Source organism: Streptomyces sp. SCSIO ZS0520 (assembly GCF_025643355.1).
Taxonomy (GTDB): Bacteria; Actinomycetota; Actinomycetes; order Streptomycetales; family Streptomycetaceae; genus Streptomyces; species Streptomyces physcomitrii.
Genome location: NZ_CP092644.1, coordinates 3605698 through 3623194, shown reverse-complemented (window position 1 = coordinate 3623194; position 17497 = coordinate 3605698). Strand labels below are relative to the sequence as shown.

General features: G+C 71.7%; 14 protein-coding genes. 9 read left to right on the top strand and 5 right to left on the bottom strand.

What is annotated here, in order from left to right; genetic code table 11:
- Nucleotides 1-12: 12 nt before the first annotated feature.
- Nucleotides 13-519 (top strand): phosphoribosyltransferase, encoded by a 507-nt coding sequence (locus MID12_RS13860; protein WP_040250480.1) that lies wholly within the window; start codon nt 13-15, stop codon nt 517-519.
- Nucleotides 520-685: 166 nt separating this feature from the next.
- Complete coding sequence (gene sph, locus MID12_RS13855; protein WP_040250477.1) at nt 686-1732, top strand: sphingomyelin phosphodiesterase; 1047 nt, start codon at nt 686-688, stop codon at nt 1730-1732.
- Between the two features lie 118 nt (nt 1733-1850).
- Here the strand turns inward: sph and MID12_RS13850 are convergent, their stop codons facing one another.
- From MID12_RS13850 to MID12_RS13840, 3 genes are all read right to left on the bottom strand, one after another.
- On the bottom strand, nt 1851-3200 hold the full coding sequence (locus tag MID12_RS13850; RefSeq protein WP_040250474.1) for a M14 family metallopeptidase: 1350 nt from the start codon (nt 3198-3200) through the stop codon (nt 1851-1853).
- A gap of 240 nt (nt 3201-3440) precedes the next feature.
- Nucleotides 3441-4412 carry a Yip1 family protein gene (locus MID12_RS13845; protein ID WP_263167399.1) on the bottom strand — a complete coding sequence of 324 codons (972 nt, stop codon included), beginning with the start codon at nt 4410-4412 and terminating at the stop codon, nt 3441-3443.
- Nucleotides 4413-4691: 279 nt separating this feature from the next.
- A complete protein-coding gene (locus tag MID12_RS13840) occupies nt 4692-5789 on the bottom strand; it encodes an SCO7460 family lipoprotein (protein ID WP_263167396.1) in 1098 nt (365 codons plus the stop codon).
- 260 nt (nt 5790-6049) lie between these two features.
- Here MID12_RS13840 and MID12_RS13835 point away from each other — a divergent pair, with 260 nt between their 5' ends.
- Entirely contained in the window at nt 6050-7135 is a 1086-nt protein-coding gene (locus MID12_RS13835; RefSeq protein ID WP_263167393.1) for an alpha/beta fold hydrolase, read from the top strand.
- A gap of 66 nt (nt 7136-7201) precedes the next feature.
- Here the strand turns inward: MID12_RS13835 and MID12_RS13830 are convergent, their stop codons facing one another.
- Nucleotides 7202-8674, bottom strand: coding sequence for an FG-GAP repeat domain-containing protein (locus MID12_RS13830; RefSeq protein WP_263167391.1), 1473 nt, complete (start codon nt 8672-8674; stop codon nt 7202-7204).
- A 286-nt stretch (nt 8675-8960) separates the two neighbouring features.
- Between MID12_RS13830 and MID12_RS13825 the strand changes: the two genes are divergently transcribed.
- Nucleotides 8961-9893 carry an RNA polymerase sigma-70 factor gene (locus tag MID12_RS13825; protein ID WP_052482323.1) on the top strand — a complete coding sequence of 311 codons (933 nt, stop codon included), beginning with the start codon at nt 8961-8963 and terminating at the stop codon, nt 9891-9893.
- Entirely contained in the window at nt 9881-10387 is a 507-nt protein-coding gene (locus MID12_RS13820; protein ID WP_263167388.1) for an SRPBCC family protein, read from the top strand. The genes MID12_RS13825 and MID12_RS13820 overlap by 13 nt, the downstream gene beginning before the upstream one ends.
- 107 nt (nt 10388-10494) lie before the next feature.
- Here the strand turns inward: MID12_RS13820 and MID12_RS13815 are convergent, their stop codons facing one another.
- The gene (locus tag MID12_RS13815; protein ID WP_040250465.1) at nt 10495-12765 is read right to left on the bottom strand and encodes a (Fe-S)-binding protein; all 2271 of its coding nucleotides are present in this window, start codon (nt 12763-12765) and stop codon (nt 10495-10497) included.
- Between the two features lie 341 nt (nt 12766-13106).
- On the opposite strand from MID12_RS13815, the gene dnaK reads away from it, so the two are divergent.
- The 4 genes from dnaK to MID12_RS13795 are packed head-to-tail and all read left to right on the top strand — an operon-like array spanning nt 13107 to nt 17361.
- Complete coding sequence (dnaK, locus tag MID12_RS13810) at nt 13107-14969, top strand: molecular chaperone DnaK (RefSeq protein WP_263167386.1); 1863 nt, start codon at nt 13107-13109, stop codon at nt 14967-14969.
- Entirely contained in the window at nt 14966-15679 is a 714-nt protein-coding gene (gene grpE / locus MID12_RS13805) for a nucleotide exchange factor GrpE (protein WP_040250457.1), read from the top strand. The genes dnaK and grpE overlap by 4 nt, the downstream gene beginning before the upstream one ends.
- Before the next feature lie 33 nt (nt 15680-15712).
- Nucleotides 15713-16894, top strand: a complete 1182-nt coding sequence (dnaJ, locus tag MID12_RS13800) for a molecular chaperone DnaJ (protein ID WP_263167383.1) — start codon at nt 15713-15715, stop codon at nt 16892-16894.
- A 2-nt stretch (nt 16895-16896) separates the two neighbouring features.
- A complete protein-coding gene (locus MID12_RS13795) occupies nt 16897-17361 on the top strand; it encodes a heat shock protein transcriptional repressor HspR (RefSeq protein ID WP_040250452.1) in 465 nt (154 codons plus the stop codon).
- Nucleotides 17362-17497: the final 136 nt, after the last annotated feature.

Sequence of the window (17497 nt, the reverse complement as noted above, 5' to 3'; positions counted from 1 at the left end):
GGCGGACTCACCATGGCGAGCGGATCCGGGCAGCGCGAGAACCTGACGTACGAGCGGTTCGGCGAGGCGGTGCGCGAGCTGGCGCAGACCGTGGCCGACGACGGGTACGAGCCCGACATAGTGCTGTCCATCGCGCGCGGGGGCGTCTTCGTGGCGGGCGGGCTCGCCTACGCGCTGGACTGCAAGAACCTGCATCTGGTGAACGTGGAGTTCTACACCGGGGTCGGCACCACGCTCGACATGCCGGTCATGCTCGCGCCCGTTCCCAACGCGATCGACTTCACCGACAAGAAGGTGCTGATCGCCGACGACGTCGCCGACACCGGCAAGACCCTCAAGCTCGTCCGCGACTTCTGCCTGGACACCGTCGCCGAGGTGCGCAGCGCCGTCATCTACGAGAAGGCGCACTCGCTGGTGAAGTGCGAGTACGTGTGGAAGCGCACCGAGGAGTGGATCAACTTTCCGTGGAGCGTGCTGCCCCCGGTGGTGCGCCGGGACGGGCAGGTCCTCGACTCCTGAGGGGCGGGGTGGGGCGGGTTCCTGGGCCCGGGTGGGGGTGAGCGCCTCGCTTCATCACGGTGCCCTCCGCCCGTCACCTCCGTGCCGTCGCAGGGGTACCTGAAGAAGGTTCGCCTTTGCTTGGATGGCGGCTGCGTGACTCCCACCCCCCGAGCCAGGAGTTCTTGTGCCGCACCTTTCCCCGCGCCGCCTCCGGGGCGCCGCCCTCGGTTCGGCGTGCGCCGCCGTGCTGCTCGCCGCCGTTCCCGCCGCGCAGGCCGCGCCTGCCCCGCACGCCGTCCCGGCCGTGCCCGCCGCGCAGGCCCGGCCCGCCCCGGTCGCCGCCTCCGCCGAGCCGCCCCGGCTGGATGTCCTCACGTACAACGTCTTCCTGATGAGCAAGCTGCTCTACCCCAACTGGGGTCAGGACCACCGCGCGAAGGCGATAGCCGAGGCGCCCTTCTTCCAAGGGCGGGATGTCGTGGTGCTCCAGGAGGCCTTCGACAACTCCTCCTCCGAGGCGCTGCAGGGGTATGCCGCCGACCGGTATCCGCACCGGACGCCGGTGGTCGGCCGCAGCAAGGACGGGTGGGACGCTACCGGCGGGGACTACTCGGCGCTGGCGCCGGAGGACGGCGGGGTGACGATCCTCAGCAAGTGGCCGGTGCTGCGCAAGGAGCAGTACGTGTTCGACGAGGCCTGCGGTGCGGACGGGCTGTCCAACAAGGGCTTCGCCTATGCCGTGTTGGACGTGGACGGCAGCCGGGTGCACGTCGTCGGCACCCACACCCAGTCCACCGACCCCGGCTGCGGGGACGGCGAGGCGGCGCGGGTGCGCGGCGCGCAGTTCCGGGAGATCGACGCCTTCCTGGACGCCAAGAAGATCCCGGCGGACGAACAGGTGCTGCTCGCCGGGGACTTGAACGTGGACTCGCGCAGCGCCGAGTACGGCTCGATGCTCGCCGACGCGGGTCTCGTGGGCGCGGATTCGCGCACCGGGCACCCGTACTCCTTCGACACCCAGGACAACTCGATCGCCCGCGAGCGCTATCCGGACGACCCGCGCGAGGACCTGGACTACATCCTCTTCCGGGAGGGGAACGCCCGGCCCGCCGGGTGGAACAACGAGGTGGTGAAGGAGGAGTCGGCGCCGTGGACCGTCTCCAGCTGGGGGACCGAGTACACGTACACGAATCTCTCGGACCACTACCCGCTGACCGGCTCGGCGCGGTGAGAGCCCCGCTCCCGCCGGGTGGCGGGAGATGACGAGGCGCCCCGGACGGTCATCGAGTCCGGGGCGCCGCAAGGCTGTTCCAGGGCTGTTCAGCGCTGGGCCGGCCGCGTGCCGGGTGCTACTTGCAGTACTGGTCCTCCTTGCCGATCGCCTTGTACATGCAGTCGGCGTTGTCGAGGAGCTTCAGGACCGACTCGCGGTTGCGGGCGGTCTCCTTCTCGATGACCTCGTCGGGCGGGTAGAAGCCGTCCGAGCCGCTGTCGCCCGGGTACATCTCGTAGGTGTAGGCGAAGATCTTCTGGTCGCCCCAGAGGTAGTCGTCGATCGCGCCGTCGGTGGTGTAGAGGGCGCTGTCCTGCTGCGGGGTGTAGTCGTTGCTGGCGGCCATGTCCTTGCCGATGGCCTTGAAGGTGTCGATGTCGTCCTGGGTCATGCCGTCGGTGACCTCGTCCTGGGTCCAGCCCCAGGGCCACATGACCAGTTCGCCGTACGTGTGGAAGTCGATGGCGGCGGTGATCTGCTGCTTGCCGCCGACCACCCGGCTGCGGACGAAGTCGGAGACGACCTTCACCTCGGGGGCCGACTCGGGGGCGGCGCCCCGGTAGTCCTCGGCGCCCGGGTCCTCGCTGGAGCCGCCGCAGCAGCCCCACTTGAAGTCCCAGTTGCGGTTCTGGTCGGTGCCGATCTCCTGGGAGCCCTCGTTGGGCTGCCGGTTCTTGCGCCACATCTGGTACTCGCCGCCGGTGATGTCGTACTCGCCGCCGTCCGGGTTCAGGTCCGGCACGATCCAGATCTCGCGGCCGTCGACGGCCTTCTTGATCGCCTCGTCGCTGCCGTACTTGCCGCCGAACTCGTCGATCAGGTACAGCGCCATCTCGACGGTGAGGTGCTCGCGGGCGTGCTGGTGGTGGGTGAACAGCACCTCCGGCTCGTCCTCGTCGTCCTTGACGTTGTCGCTGATCTTCACGGCGAGCAGGTCGCGGCCCTCGTGGGACTTGCCGATGACCTGCTTGCTGAGGATGTCGGGGTGGGCGGCCACCGCCTCGTCGATCGCCTTCAGCGCCTCGTCGTAGGTGTGGTAGCCGGAGTCGTCCGAGGGGAAGTCCGCGACCCCCGGCCTGACCTTCTTGCCGGAGCTGTCGCGCGCGGGCGGTCCGCCGAGGGACTTCGTCTGCCAGCCGAGCGCGCGGACCTTCTTCAGCTGCGCGGAGTCGGCGGTGATCACCACGGACTTCTTCGCGACCTCGTCGAGCGAGACGCCGAGGCGCGCCAGGCGGTCCCGCTCGGCGACCGAGTCCGGTCCGGTGACCCGGTACTGGCGGGGGATCTCGGCGGCCGCCTTCGCCGCCGCGGAGTCGTGGGGGCCGCTGTCCTCGGTGGCCTGGGCGGCGATGGGGACCGCCAGGGCCATGGTGAGGAGCGCGGCCACGGCGGTGGTCCGCCGCCCGCGTATGTGCTGCAGTCGCATCGTCTTCTCCTGGTTTCTGGTGCGACAGGTGGGGGGTCGGGCGCCCGGCGGTGCGGGGGTGGGCGCCCGGCGCTCATCGTTCGCGCCCAACAGACGGCGGTCAAGGGCGCGTTCGCAACAACGGCCCCCGCATGCCGGAAGGCTCCCGGTACCTGTGGAGGGGTACCGGGAGCCTTCGGGAGTGCCGTGCCTCGGCGGCGGGCGCCGGATCGGCGGGCGTCCGCCGAGGTCGGCGGGGTGTCAGAAGGTGCCGAGCTTGATCAGCGAGAGCAGGGCGATCAGCTGGATCGCACTGGCGCCGAGCGCCCTGGGCCAGGGCAGGTCGTGCGATTTGCTCACCATCACGGTCAGCAGGGCGCCCGCGCCGAGCCAGGTGGCCCAGCCGAGCAGCTGGACGAAGCCGGCGTCGCCGCCGAAGAACATCGCGACCAGGAGCCGGGGCGCGTCGGTGAGCGAGCTGATCAGCATGCTCAGGCCGACCGTCGGCTGCCAGGCGCCGTCGCCGCCGAACTGCCGGGCCAGGGTGTGGGTGACCACCCCGAGCATGAACAGGCCGATCATGAAGGCGATGCCCGTGATGATCACGGACGGGACCGCCGTGGAGATCGTCGCGTTGATCGCGTCCTCGCGGGGGCCGTCGAAGCCGAACAGCGCGAGCAGCCCGTAGACGAAGGTCACGATCAGCGCGGGGAACCAGACCGAGTAGTCCCGCATGGTCAGGAAGGTGCTGGCCGGGCGCAGCACGATGCCCGGCAGGAGCTCCTTCCAGTGCAGCCGGGGGCCCACCGGGGGCGCGGCCATCTGCCCGGCCCGGTAGGTGTCGCCCTGCGAGTACGGGTCCTCGCCGAAGGCGAAGGCCTGGGTGTGGCCGGGGTTGTTCGCGGCGTACGGATCGGGGGCGCCCTGCGGGTGGCCCGCGCCGAAGTACTCCGGTTCCCCGTGGCCGCCCGGGTCCGGCCACTGCTGCCGGGCCGCGTGACCGCCCTGGGCGGGGCCGCCGTACGGGGGCTGCTGACCGTAGCCCGGCTGCTGTCCGTGACCGTGCTGCTGCTGGCCGTAGGGCGGCTGGGCCTGCGGGTACGGCGACATGGGCGGCCCGCCGTACGGGGCGCCGCCTGGCGCCTGCTGTCCGTACGGCTGCTGCGGGGGGTTCTGCGGTCGCGAGTGCGGGGCCCGGTTGTCCCGGCCACGTCCGGTCCTGAATACAGCCACGTCAATGAACGTACCTGCTCTGGGGGCGGGCCGGGGACCCGCCCGGGGAAAGCGGGGGTTCTTTGCGGCCCAGCTGTGACATCCCCTAGGGGGCGGACGGCCGAGGAGGGGGCCGTGGGGAGGAGCCGGGGGAGGTGCGGGGGCCTTGGGGGGACTGTTCCGTGGGGGGTCTTCTCGCCCGCGGTGTCGGTCGTGCGGCGGGTCTGTCGCGTGCGTCCGGTCCGGCCGGTCCGGTCCGTCCGACGCTTGCGGCTTCGGTCGTCCCTGCGCTCGCGGTCCTCAGCTGTCCAGTGGCGGGAGGTTCAGCGGCCCGCGGCCCTCGCGGACGTCGCGTTCCACGCGCGGCTCGTCCAGGAGGCGGCCCCGGAGGTCCACCGTGACGGCCACGGCGTGGTTGCCGAGGCAGCGGTCGGCCCGGGGCGAGCGGGTGCCGCCGGTGCTCCGGTGGCCCGGGTGCGACGCGGGGCCCTCGCAGTACAGGACGTAGCCGCGCTGCCGGTCGAGGCGTCCCGGCAGCAGGGTCCAGACGCCGCTGTAGGCCTCCACCACCTGCGCCTGTGGGTGGGTGCGCCGCAGCCACCGGGCGGTGGAGGCGTGCACCGCGCGGACGAACTCCTGGCGCTCCTCGAAGGGCAGCACCAGGCGCGGGGTGCCGGAGCGGGGGAGCACGGCGCCCGCGTGCCAGGCGTAGGAGACCGCGTGGGTCGGGCCCGAGGCGAGCGCGGCGAGCAGCTCCGGTGCCGATTTCCGCAGCAGTACGGGGTCGCCCTGCTTGCCGCGGGGCAGCGACCGCACCGCCTCCGGCGCCGCGATGTTGACGTTCACCGCGGTACGGCCGGTGCGCGCCCCGGGCGGCAGGGCGCGGGAGTAGCGCTCCAGGCAGCCGCCGACGCGGTCGAGGACCTCGGTGAGGTTCCGGTCGGTGAGCGGGGCCGAGATCCACGGCTCGGCCACCGCGTCCCGGGTGACCCGCACCGCGTGCACCTCGTAGCCGCAGTGCTCCAACTCCCCGCGCAGCAACCGCCAATCGGCCGCCGCGGCCTCTCCCCTGGCCCGCGCCTCGCGCAGTGCCCGGGCGCAGGGGGTGCCGCCCTCGCAGCGGTCCCGCTCCGCGTCCACCCGCAGCCGTACGAAGGCCTCGGGGTCGTCCCGCAGCGCGAAGGTGATCTCGGAGCCGGAGTCGGCGGGGAAGAGGGTGCGCGCGCCCACCACCCGCAGCTCGCCCGGGTAGACCTGCTCGGCGAGCTCCTCGGCCCGGTTGCGGTCCTCCTTGGTGCTCAGCACCCCGCAGCCGCCGACGAGCAGCGCCAGCGCGGTCAGCGCCACCCCGTGCCGCGCCGCCGGTCTCGCTCTCCTCCGCGCCCGGATCCAGCTCATCGAAGGCCTCCCCCTGCCGCCGTGTCCCACCGCTTGTCACGTCCTGTCGTGCTGCTGGTGAGCGTAGGAAGGCGCGGACGGGGCGGGATGAGTACGCGTACCCGGGTCGGCTACTCAGCCGGGGGAGGGGGAACGGCCGCTCCCCGCACCCCCGTTGGGGAACTTAGGTTACCCTAACTAGCTCAACCGGCCTGTGTTCGCCCGGCTTTCGACGAGCGGCGGGCGACGGGAAGGCGGCCCGACGGGGGAAGGAGCGGCGTATGTCCTCAACCAGCAGCGCGGCAGGGCACGTTCAGGGACGCGGCGAGTGGGTGCCCACCCGGGACGGACGCAGGCTGCACGCCATGGTGCTGCCGGGACCCGCCGCGGACTCCGGTGCGGAGACGGAGACGGATACGGATACGGATACGGATACGGAGACCGGCGCGGACACCGGACCGGACACCGGCGGGAAGACCCCGCTCCCGACCGTCGTCTTCGAGGCGGGCGCCGCGGCCACCCGCTCCTCCTGGGCGCTGGTGCAGCCCGCCGTCGGCGCCTGGACGCGGGCGATCGTCTACGACCGCTCCGGGCTCGGCCGCAGCCCCGCCGACCCCGGCTCGCGCACCCTGCGCCGCATGGCGGACGACCTCACCGACCTGCTCGACCACTTCGGGCCCGGCCCCTACGTACTCGTCGGGCACAGCGCGGGCGGGCCCCTGGTGCGCCTCGCCGCCGCCGCGCGGCCCGACCGGATCCGCGGCCTGGTCCTCGTCGACCCGACCGACGAGGGCGCGGACCTGCTGTTCCGCCCGATGTTCCGGCGGGCGGAGCGGGTGGTCATCGCGGTCAACCTGCTGCTCGCCCGGCTCGGACTGCTCGGCGCGGCCTACGGCTCGGTGGCCAGGCCGCTGCCCGAGGACGCGCGCCGGGACATGAAGAACGACGGGCTCACCGCCGAGGTGATCAGGACCCACCGCGCCCAGGCCCGCACCTACCTCGACGAGCTGTACGCCTTCCGCGCCGAACCGCCCGCCCTGGACGGCATCCCCGTGACGATCATCTCCGGCGCCCTCACCGGCGCGGGCATGAACGCCTCCACCCGCCGCGCCGCCAACGACTCCCACGCGCGCTCCGCCGCCGGGGCCACCCGCGGAAAGCACGTGATCGCCCCGCGCTCGGGCCACTATGTGACCTTGACAGACCCGGAGTTGGTCGCGGAGGAGATCAGGCTGATCGCCGAGGGGGCGGGTACGGGGGAGAGTGCTGCCGCCGACCCGGCTGCGGGGGAGAGTGCCCCGGTCGACTCGGCCGCCGGGGAAGATACCGCCGACTCCGCTGCCGGGGAGGGGAGTTCGGCGTCCTGATCGGGCCGTCGGCGCAGGGAGACTCCTGCCTCCCCGCTCCTCCTCTCCCGTTCCGGGCGTCGCTCCTCACTCCATCCCCAGGAACTCCGCGGTGGAGAAGGTGACTTCGGGCCGTCCGGCCACCAGCCCGTCCGCACGTCCCGGGTACACCGCGACCGTGTCCGCCGCGCCCCCGCGTACGGTCCGCAGCACCAGGTCCGCGCGGCCGTCGCCGTCGAAGTCGGCGGTCTCCAGGACGCGGGTCTCGCCGGCGGAGGGGGGCCGCACGGTGACGGCGTCGGTGGTGGTGAGGCCCTTGGGGCCGCCCGGGAGGACGCGGATCCGCTTGCCGCCCGTGACGAGGTCGTCGGTGCCGTCGCCGTCGAAGTCGGCGGCGTGCAGGTCGGTGCCGGGGAGGTCGAGGGTGCTGCGGAGGGTGCCGGGGATCCCGTAGCGCAGGGCGACGGCGGTGGGGGTGCCGATCGCCGCGTCGGTGCCCTTGCCGCGGCCGAAGTCGCCGAAGACGGCGCCGGTGCCCGCCGGGAGGAGGACGCCGGTGGTGTTGGGGCCCTTCGCGGAGCCGAGGACCACGGAGGAGGTGGAGTTCTGGCCGCCCGCGCGGACCAGGAGGTCGTCGTAGCCGTCGTCGTCGATGTCGGCGGCGGGTCCGGTCGGCACGCTGCCGGGGGAGCGCAGCGCCTTGCCCGCGGTGCGGGGTGCGCCCTGGCGGCTGAACGGTCCGCGCAGGAAGCTGAGCCGTCCCCCGGTGGCGTGCACCACGAGGTCGGCGGTGCCGTCGCCGTCGAAGTCGCCGCAGACCGGCTGGTCCGGCCAGTCGTTGCCGTAGCGGGCGCGGTCCGGGATGCGCAGCACAACTGCCTTGCCGGTCAGGCCCTTTGGCGAGCCGAAGAGGAGTTGCAGCGGTACCGGCGGGCGCCCCTGGCCGTCGTAGGGCGGGTCGGTGGAGACCACCAGATCGCTGAAGCCGTCCCCGTCCAGGTCGCAGACCGCCTCCGCGTCGAAGGTGGCGGGCAACTCGCCCTTCACGCGGGCGGCTTGGGCGGCCGGGGTCAGCAACTGCCGTACGGCGGGGCGCAGTCCGCCGCCGCCCGCCCCGGTATCTCCACCGGCCCTCGCCCCGGCCTTCTCGTCGGCGGGCGTGTCGGTGGTCCCGGCTCCTGAGCCCCCGGGGGAGGCGGACCCGTAGACGACCCCGATCCCCGTGTCGTCCCCGTGGGAGTCGGCCTTCACCAGGTCGTTGAGGACGAGGTCGCGGGCGCCGTCGCCGTTGAAGTCGCTCTCGGCCTTGCTGCCCTTGCCCGCGGGCACCGGGCGCACCGCGGGCGCCTTGCGCGCGGACGGTGCCGGGCCGCCCCGGGCGCCGTCCTCGCCGCCGCCCCCGCCGCAGGCCGCGAGCAGCAGCGCGCAGCCCGTGACCGCGCCGAGCCCCAGCAGGCGGCGGCTCCTGCTCCGCCGCCCCGCCCGCGCACCGGCCCCCGCGCCCTGGCCCTCCGGCCCGCCCGGCGTCCTCGCCCAGCCGCCCGTTCTCGCGCCGCCCATGGTCCACCCCACCCTTGCCCGGGCCGTCCCGGGCCCGCGCCACCGCCGTGTGTCTCTGCTCCGACCCGCCACCCCCGCTTGTGCGGCTCCTGTGACGTGACGGGCACATGATGCTCTCGTACGGCCCGGGGCGGTACGGGTGCGGGGTGCCAGATGGCTCACTCGGCCAAAGACCGCGCCGCCGCGCCGCCCTGTGAGCGAGGCCACCTCGCGGCCTGTCACAGCCGTCCGGCGGGCGGTGTCCGATGGGCGTACGGGGAGAACCGAACCGAGCGGAGGAGCCGAGATGACCGGTCCGCAGGGCCAGGGCCAGGGCCGGGACGAGGCCGACGAGGTCTTCGCCGCCCACCGGCCGCTGCTGTTCACCCTCGCCTACGAGATCACCGGCAGCGCCGCCGACGCCGAGGACGTGGTCCAGGAGAGCTATCTGCGCTGGAGCCGCCTCGGCCACCGGGAGATCGCGAACCCCCGCGCCTACCTCGCCCGGATCGCCACCCGGCAGGCGCTCAACCAGCTCCGTACGGTCCGGCGGCGGCGCGAGGAGTACATCGGCAGCTGGCTGCCCGAGCCGCTGTGCACCGGGCCGGAGGCGAGCGAGGACGTGCTGCTCGCCGAGTCGGTCTCCACGGCGATGCTGCTGGTGCTCGAAAGCCTGGGCCCGGACGAGCGCGCGGTCTTCGTGCTGCGGGACGTCTTCGGCTACGAGTATCCGGAGATCGCCGAGATGACGGGCCGGACGCAGCCTGCCGTCCGCCAGATCGCGCACCGCGCCCGGTCCCATGTCCGCGCCCGCCGCAAGCGCCACCGCACCGACTCCCGCGCCGCCGCCGAGATCGCCGGGCGCTTCCTCGCCGCGGCCCACTCCGGCGACGTACAGGGCCTGATGGATCTGATGGCCCCGGACGTGGTGGAGATCTCCGACGGCGGCGGTAAGGCCGCCGCGGCGCCCAGGCCGCTGGTCGGACGGGAGCGGGTCGCCCGCTTCCTCGTCAGCCTGGCGGCGGGCGAAATGCGCGCCATGCGCGCCGAGTTGGGCACCCACAACGCGATGCCCTCGATCCTCTTCCACTCCGGCACCCGCCTCGACACCGTGCTGACGATCGACATCGAGGACGGCCTCGTACGGGGCCTGTTCGCCATCCGCAACCCCGACAAGCTGACGGCGGCCGAGGCCCCCGTCCCGCTCACCCGAGAGAAGGAGCACCCATGGAGACGATGACCGCGGAGCGGGTGATCGCCGCCCCCGCCGAAGAGGTCTTCCAGTGGCTCGCGACCACCAGCAACTACACCCGCAGCCCGCTGGTGCTCCGCGCCCGCCTGGCCCGGCCCGGCGAGGGAGCGCCCTACGGGGTCGGCGCGGTGCGCCTGCACACCTGGCTCATCGGCTGGTTCCGCGAACGCGTCACCACCTACCACCCGCCCCACGACTTCGACTACGTCGTGGAGCGCTGCTTCCCCCCGGCCCGCCACGGGGGCGGCCGGCTCACCTTCACCGAAGTCCCGGGCGGTACGCGGGTGGTGTGGACGACGACGGCCCAAGTGCGCCTGCCTTTCGGGTCCTTGCTCACCCGCCGTCTCGTGAAGCCGCTGCTGGTCCGCGTGTTCGGCCGGATCCTCGATGCCGCCGACGCCGCGCTCACGGGCGGGGCCGCGGGCACGGGGGACGCCGCGGGCACGGGCGGCGGCACCGGTGGTGGGGGCACGCGCGGCTGAGGGGGGCGTACACGGAGAGGGCCGGGGCTGCCTTGCGGCGGACCCGGCCCTCAACTCGTGCTGCGTACTTGCTGCTTGGCGATTGCGTGCGGCTCGGCGCCTGCTCGCTACTTGACCGGCTCGGGCTCCGGTTCGGTCTCCTCGGCGGGTTCGCCGGAGGGGTCGGCCGGGGTCTTCACCGAGTCCAGGAGGAGCTGGGCGACGTCCACGACCTGGATCGACTCCTTGGCCGCTCCGTCGTTCTTCTTGCCGTTGACGGAGTCGGTGAGCATGACGAGGCAGAAGGGGCAGGCGGTGGAGACGATGTCGGGGTTCAACGACAGGGCCTCGTCGACGCGTTCGTTGTTGATGCGCTTGCCGATGCGCTCTTCCATCCACATCCGGGCGCCGCCGGCGCCGCAGCAGAAGCCGCGCTCCTTGTGGCGGTGCATCTCCTCGTTGCGCAGGCCCGGGACCCGGCCGATGATCTCGCGCGGCGGGGTGTAGATCTTGTTGTGGCGGCCCAGGTAGCAGGGGTCGTGGTAGGTGATCAGGCCCTCGACCGGGGTGACCGGGATGAGCTTGCCCTCGTCGATGAGGTGCTGGAGCAGCTGGGTGTGGTGGATGACCTCGTAGTCACCGCCGAGCTGGGGGTACTCGTTGCCCAGGGTGTTGAGGCAGTGCGGGCAGGTCGCGACGATCTTCTTCGCGGACCTGGGCTTCTTGGTCGACTCGTCCTCGTCGTCCTCGCCGAAGGCCATGTTCAAGGTGGCCACGTTCTCCATGGCCAGTTCCTGGAAGAGGGGTTCGTTGCCCAGGCGGCGGGGGGAGTCGCCGGTGCACTTCTCGTCGCCGCCCATGATGGCGAACTTCACGCCCGCGATGTGCAGCAGCTCCGCGAAGGCCTTGGTGGTCTTCTTCGCGCGGTCCTCCAGGGCTCCGGCGCAGCCGACCCAGTACAGGTACTCGACCTCGGTGAGGTCCTCGATGTCCTTGCCGACGATCGGGATCTCGAAGTCGACCTCCTTGGTCCACTCCAGGCGCTGCTTCTTCGCCAGGCCCCAGGGGTTGCCCTTCTTCTCCAGGTTCTTGAGCATCGTGCCCGCCTCGGAGGGGAAGCTGGACTCGATCATGACCTGGTAGCGGCGCATGTCGACGATGTGGTCGATGTGCTCGATGTCCACCGGGCACTGCTCGACGCAGGCGCCGCAGGTGGTGCAGGACCACAGCACGTCCGGGTCGATGACGCCGTTCTCCTCGGCGGTGCCGATCAGCGGGCGCTCGGCCTCGGCGAGCGCGGCGGCGGGCACGTCCTTGAGCTGCTCCTCGGAGGCCTTCTCCTCGCCCTCCATCGTCTTGCCGCCGCCCGCGAGCAGGTAGGGCGCCTTGGCGTGGGAGTGGTCGCGCAGCGACATGATGAGGAGCTTGGGGGAGAGGGGCTTGCCGGTGTTCCAGGCGGGGCACTGGGACTGGCAGCGGCCGCACTCGGTGCAGGTGGAGAAGTCGAGCAGGCCCTTCCAGGAGAAGTGCTCGATCTGGGAGACACCGAACTGGTCGTCCTCGCCCGGGTCCTCGAAGTCGATCGCCTTGCCGCCGGAGGTCATCGGCTGCAGCGCGCCGAGGGAGACGGCGCCTTCGGCGTTGCGCTTGAACCAGATGTTGGGGAAGGCCAGGAAGCGGTGCCAGGCGACGCTCATGTCCAGGTTCGTGCTGACCGTGATCATCCAGATCATGGTCGTGCCGAGCTTGATCATGGCGAAGAAGTAGGTGAGCGTCTGGAGCGTGGAGACGTCCAGTCCGTCGAAGAGCGCGACCAGGGGGTACGAGGCGAAGTAGGCGGCCTCGTAGTGGTCCACGTGGTGCAGGGCGCCTTCGAGGCCGCGCAGGACCATGATCGCCAGGCCGATGATGAGGATCACGTACTCGACGAAGTACGCCTGCCAGCCGGTGGAGCCGGTGAAGCGGGACTTGCGGCCCGCGCGGCCGGGCAGGTTCAGCAGCCGGATCACGATCAGCGCCAGGATGCCGACCGAGGTCATCGTGCCGATGAACTCGATGTACATCTCGTACGGCAGGAAGCCGCCGAGGACCGGCAGGGTCCAGTCGGCCTCGAAGAGCTGGCCGAAGGCGTTGACGATGGTCGGCGGCAGCGTCAGGAAGCCGATCGCCACGAACCAGTGGGCGAAGCCCACGATGCCCCAGCGGTTCATCCGCGTGTGCGCGAGGAACTCCCGGGTCAGCGTGACGCTGCGGGCCCAGGGGTTGTCCAGGCGGTTCGCCTGCTCGGGCAGCGGCGTGCCGAGCTTGAAGAAGCGCACGAAATGGGCGATGGCGCGGCCGAAGAGGGCAACACCGATCACGCTGAGGACCGTCGACACGATGATCGCGGCGAGTTGCATGGAAAGGCTCCTCGTACCTGCGCGGGGCGGTCGCTTACTAAGCGGTAACTTATCTGTCCGCTCCGAGATTACCTACATGTTCCGCCGCACTGTAGCCAGCGGCGCGGTGATCTGTGTCGCTGAGGCAAGCCTCTCCTGGCGTGGCGTCAGATCGGCGGGCGGGGGGCCGGAGCGGCTCGGCGGGGCGGGTCTTCGGGGGTGGTGGGAGCCTGGGGCGGGCGGCGCCTTGCCCGTAAGGCCGGGATAAAAGTTGAGTGGCCTCGACTCAGCTCTGTTGACGGATGCGCCTTCGTGGTGCACTCTTGAGTCCGTTCCACTCAAGTCAGCTGGAGGAATCAAAAATGGCACGTGCGGTCGGCATCGACCTGGGCACGACGAACTCGGTCGTCAGCGTTCTGGAGGGCGGTGAGCCCACCGTCATCACCAACGCCGAGGGCGCCAGGACCACGCCGTCCGTCGTCGCCTTCGCCAAGAACGGTGAGGTGCTCGTCGGCGAGGTCGCGAAGCGTCAGGCGGTCACGAACGTCGACCGGACCATCCGGTCCGTCAAGCGTCACATGGGCACCGACTGGCGCGTCGACATCGACGACAAGGGCTTCAACCCGCAGCAGATCTCCGCCTTCGTGCTCCAGAAGCTGAAGCGCGACGCGGAGTCCTACCTCGGCGAGAAGGTCACCGACGCGGTCATCACCGTCCCGGCGTACTTCAACGACTCCGAGCGGCAGGCCACCAAGGAGGCCGGTGAGATCGCGGGCCTGAACGTCCTGCGCATCGTCAACGAGCCGACCGCGGCCGCCCTGGCCTACGGCCTCGACAAGGACGACCAGACCATTCTCGTCTTCGACCTCGGCGGCGGCACCTTCGACGTCTCGCTCCTGGAGATCGGTGACGGCGTGGTCGAGGTGAAGGCCACCAACGGTGACAACCACCTCGGTGGTGACGACTGGGACCAGCGCATCGTCGACTACCTGGTCAAGCAGTTCAACAACGGCCACGGCGTCGACCTCGGCAAGGACAAGATGGCGCTCCAGCGCCTGCGCGAGGCGGCCGAGAAGGCCAAGATCGAGCTGTCCTCGTCCACCGAGACCACCATCAACCTGCCCTACATCACGGCCTCCGCCGAGGGCCCGCTGCACCTGGACGAGAAGCTCACCCGCGCCCAGTTCCAGCAGCTCACCAGCGACCTGCTGGAGCGCTGCAAGACGCCGTTCCACAACGTCATCAAGGACGCGGGCATCCAGCTCTCCGAGATCGACCACGTGGTCCTCGTCGGCGGCTCCACCCGCATGCCCGCCGTCGCCGAACTGGTCAAGGAGCTGACCGGCGGCAAGGAGGCCAACAAGGGCGTCAACCCGGACGAGGTCGTCGCCATCGGCGCCGCCCTGCAGGCCGGTGTGCTCAAGGGCGAGGTCAAGGACGTCCTGCTGCTCGACGTCACCCCGCTGTCCCTCGGCATCGAGACCAAGGGCGGCATCATGACCAAGCTGATCGAGCGCAACACCACGATCCCGACCAAGCGCTCCGAGATCTTCACCACGGCCGAGGACAACCAGCCGTCCGTGCAGATCCAGGTCTACCAGGGCGAGCGCGAGATCGCGGCGTACAACAAGAAGCTCGGGATGTTCGAGCTGACCGGTCTGCCGCCGGCGCCCCGCGGCGTCCCGCAGATCGAGGTCTCCTTCGACATCGACGCCAACGGCATCATGCACGTCACCGCGAAGGACCTCGGGACGGGCAAGGAGCAGAAGATGACCGTCACCGGCGGCTCCTCGCTGCCGAAGGACGAGGTCGACCGGATGCGCCAGGAGGCGGAGCAGTACGCCGACGAGGACCAGAAGCGCCGCGAGGCCGCCGAGTCCCGCAACCAGGGCGAGCAGCTCGTCTACCAGACCGAGAAGTTCCTCAAGGACAACGAGGACAAGGTCCCCGGTGAGGTGAAGACCGAGGTCGAGGAGGCCGTCGGCGAGCTGAAGGAGAAGCTCAAGGGCGAGGACACCGCCGAGATCCGCACCGCCACCGAGAAGGTCGCCGCGGTCTCGCAGAAGCTCGGCCAGGCCCTGTACGCGGACGCCCAGGCGGCCGGTGGCCCCGGTCCCGACGGTGCCGCCCCCGGTGGCGCCCAGGGTGGTCCCGCCGACGCGGACGACGTCGTGGACGCCGAGATCGTCGACGACGAGAAGCCGGGCAAGGACGGTGCCGCGTGACCGAGGAGACCCCGGGCTTCGACGAGAACAACGAGCCTGACGTCTCCGAAGGCACCGCCGCCAAGGGCCCAAAGGACACCCCTGAAGCGGCCGGTGCCGAGCCGAAGGCCGACGTTCCCTCTCCTGAGGGCGCGTCGGCCCCGGCCGGGGACGCGGGGCTGATCGCCCAGCTCGACCAGGTGCGCACCGCCCTCGGCGAGCGCACCGCCGACCTCCAGCGCCTCCAGGCGGAGTACCAGAACTACCGCCGCCGGGTGGAGCGGGACCGGGTCACCGTCAAGGAGATCGCCGTGGCGAACCTCCTCGGCGAGCTGCTCCCGGTGCTCGACGACATCGGGCGGGCGCGCGAGCACGGCGAGCTGGTCGGCGGCTTCAAGTCGGTCGCCGAGTCGCTGGAGGCCGTCGCCGCGAAGATGGGGCTCCAGCACTTCGGCAAGGAGGGCGAGCCCTTCGACCCGACGATCCACGAAGCCCTCATGCACAGCTACGCGCCGGACGTCACCGAGACGACCTGCGTGGCCATCCTTCAGCCGGGGTACCGCTTCGGCGAACGCACCATCCGCCCCGCGCGGGTGGCGGTGGCCGAGCCCCAGCCCGGGGCGCAGGCCGCCGAGAAGGACGGCGCCGAGCAGGGCAAGGGCGCCGAGGACGCGGGCGCCGACGGCGAGCAGGCCAAAGGAACGGAGAGCGGTGGCCCGGACGAGGGCTGACGCCATCCGTGCAGGAGAGGAGGGACGCCGGGGATGAGCACCAAGGACTTCATCGAGAAGGACTACTACAAGGTTCTCGGCGTCCCCAAGGACGCCACCGACGCCGAGATCAAGAAGGCCTACCGCAAGCTGGCCCGGGAGAACCACCCCGACGCCAACACCGGCAACACCAAGGCGGAGGAGCGCTTCAAGGAGATCTCCGAGGCGAACGACATCCTCGGCGACCCCAAGAAGCGCAAGGAGTACGACGAGGCGCGCGCCCTGTTCGGCAACGGCGGATTCCGCCCGGGGCCGGGCGCGGGCGGCGGCGGCTCGTTCAACTTCGACCTCGGGGACCTCTTCGGCGGGGGTGCGCAGGGCCAGGGCGCGGGCGGCTTCGGCGGCGGCCTCGGCGATGTCTTCGGCGGTCTCTTCAACCGGGGCGGCGCGGGTGCGGGCAGCCGTACCCAGCCGCGCCGGGGCCAGGACATCGAGTCCGAGGTCACGCTCAGCTTCACCGAGGCCGTGGACGGCGCGACCGTCCCCTTGCGGATGTCCAGCCAGCAGCCCTGCAAGGCCTGTTCGGGCACCGGCGACAAGAACGGCACCCCCCGGGTGTGCCCGACCTGCGTCGGCACCGGGCAGGTGGCGCGCGGCTCCGGCGGCGGCTTCTCGCTGACCGATCCGTGCCCGGACTGCAAGGGCCGCGGGCTGCTCGCCGAGACGCCCTGCGAGGTCTGCAAGGGCAGCGGGCGCGCCAAGTCCTCGCGCACCATGCAGGTCCGCATCCCGGCGGGCGTCAGCGACGGGCAGCGGATCCGGCTGCGCGGCAAGGGCTCCCCCGGCGAACGCGGCGGCCCGGCCGGTGATCTGTATGTGGTCGTGCACGTCGACGCCCACCCGGTCTTCGGCCGCAAGGGCGACAACCTCACCGTCACGGTGCCCGTCACCTTCCCGGAGGCGGCGCTCGGCGGCGAGGTCAAGGTGCCCACCCTCGGCGGGCCGCCGGTCACCCTGAAGCTGCCGCCCGGCACGCCCAACGGCCGCACCATGCGCGCCCGCGGCAAGGGCGCGGCCCGGGGCGACGGCACCCGGGGCGATCTGCTCGTCACGGTCGAGGTCGTGGTGCCCAAGGACGTCATCGGCAAGGCGCGGGACGCCCTGGAGGCCTACCGCGAGGCGAGTGCGGACGAGGATCCGCGGGCAGAACTCTTCCAGGCCGCGAAGGGAGCATGAGGATGGACGGCCGCCGTCGGCACAACTCATTCAGTGGCAGGGCGTACGAACTGACCGACGAGACCCCGGTCTACGTCATCTCGGTGGCCGCCCAGCTCTCGGGCCTGCACCCGCAGACCCTGCGCCAGTACGACCGCCTCGGCCTGGTCTCCCCGGACCGGACCGCGGGCCGCGGCCGCCGCTACTCCGCCCGCGACATCGAGCTGCTGCGCCAGGTGCAGGCCCTCTCCCAGGACGAGGGCATCAACCTGGCGGGCATCAAGCGGATCATCGAGCTGGAGAACCAGGTCGCCGCCCTCCAGTCCCGGGTGGCCGAGCTCTCGGCCGCGGTCGAGGGCGCGGCGGCGGCGATGCAGCAGCGCGAGGCGGCCGTCCACGCCTCCTACCGCCGCGATCTGGTGCCGTACCAGCAGCAGCAGTCCAGCGCCCTGGTGGTCTGGCGGCCGAAGCCCAAGCGGCAGGGCTGAGCGGGGCCGGGGCACCGGCACAGGAGCAGATCGGTACCGGGTACCGGAACAGCACCGGCACCGGTACACCACAGGTCCGGGAGGCGGAGTGCGCCTCCCGGACCTGTCGTGTGCGTACGCGGGTGTCCGGGTCTTC

Coding starts and splice junctions, on each gene's coding strand:
- MID12_RS13860 (WP_040250480.1), top strand. CDS start 13: ATGGCGAGCGGATCCGGGCAGCGCGAGAACCTGACGTACGAGCGGTTC.
- MID12_RS13850 (WP_040250474.1), bottom strand. CDS start 3,200: ATGCGACTGCAGCACATACGCGGGCGGCGGACCACCGCCGTGGCCGCG.
- MID12_RS13840 (WP_263167396.1), bottom strand. CDS start 5,789: ATGAGCTGGATCCGGGCGCGGAGGAGAGCGAGACCGGCGGCGCGGCAC.
- MID12_RS13835 (WP_263167393.1), top strand. CDS start 6,050: ATGTCCTCAACCAGCAGCGCGGCAGGGCACGTTCAGGGACGCGGCGAG.
- MID12_RS13830 (WP_263167391.1), bottom strand. CDS start 8,674: ATGGGCGGCGCGAGAACGGGCGGCTGGGCGAGGACGCCGGGCGGGCCG.
- MID12_RS13825 (WP_052482323.1), top strand. CDS start 8,961: ATGACCGGTCCGCAGGGCCAGGGCCAGGGCCGGGACGAGGCCGACGAG.
- MID12_RS13820 (WP_263167388.1), top strand. CDS start 9,881: ATGGAGACGATGACCGCGGAGCGGGTGATCGCCGCCCCCGCCGAAGAG.
- MID12_RS13815 (WP_040250465.1), bottom strand. CDS start 12,765: ATGCAACTCGCCGCGATCATCGTGTCGACGGTCCTCAGCGTGATCGGT.
- dnaK (WP_263167386.1), top strand. CDS start 13,107: ATGGCACGTGCGGTCGGCATCGACCTGGGCACGACGAACTCGGTCGTC.
- dnaJ (WP_263167383.1), top strand. CDS start 15,713: ATGAGCACCAAGGACTTCATCGAGAAGGACTACTACAAGGTTCTCGGC.
- MID12_RS13795 (WP_040250452.1), top strand. CDS start 16,897: ATGGACGGCCGCCGTCGGCACAACTCATTCAGTGGCAGGGCGTACGAA.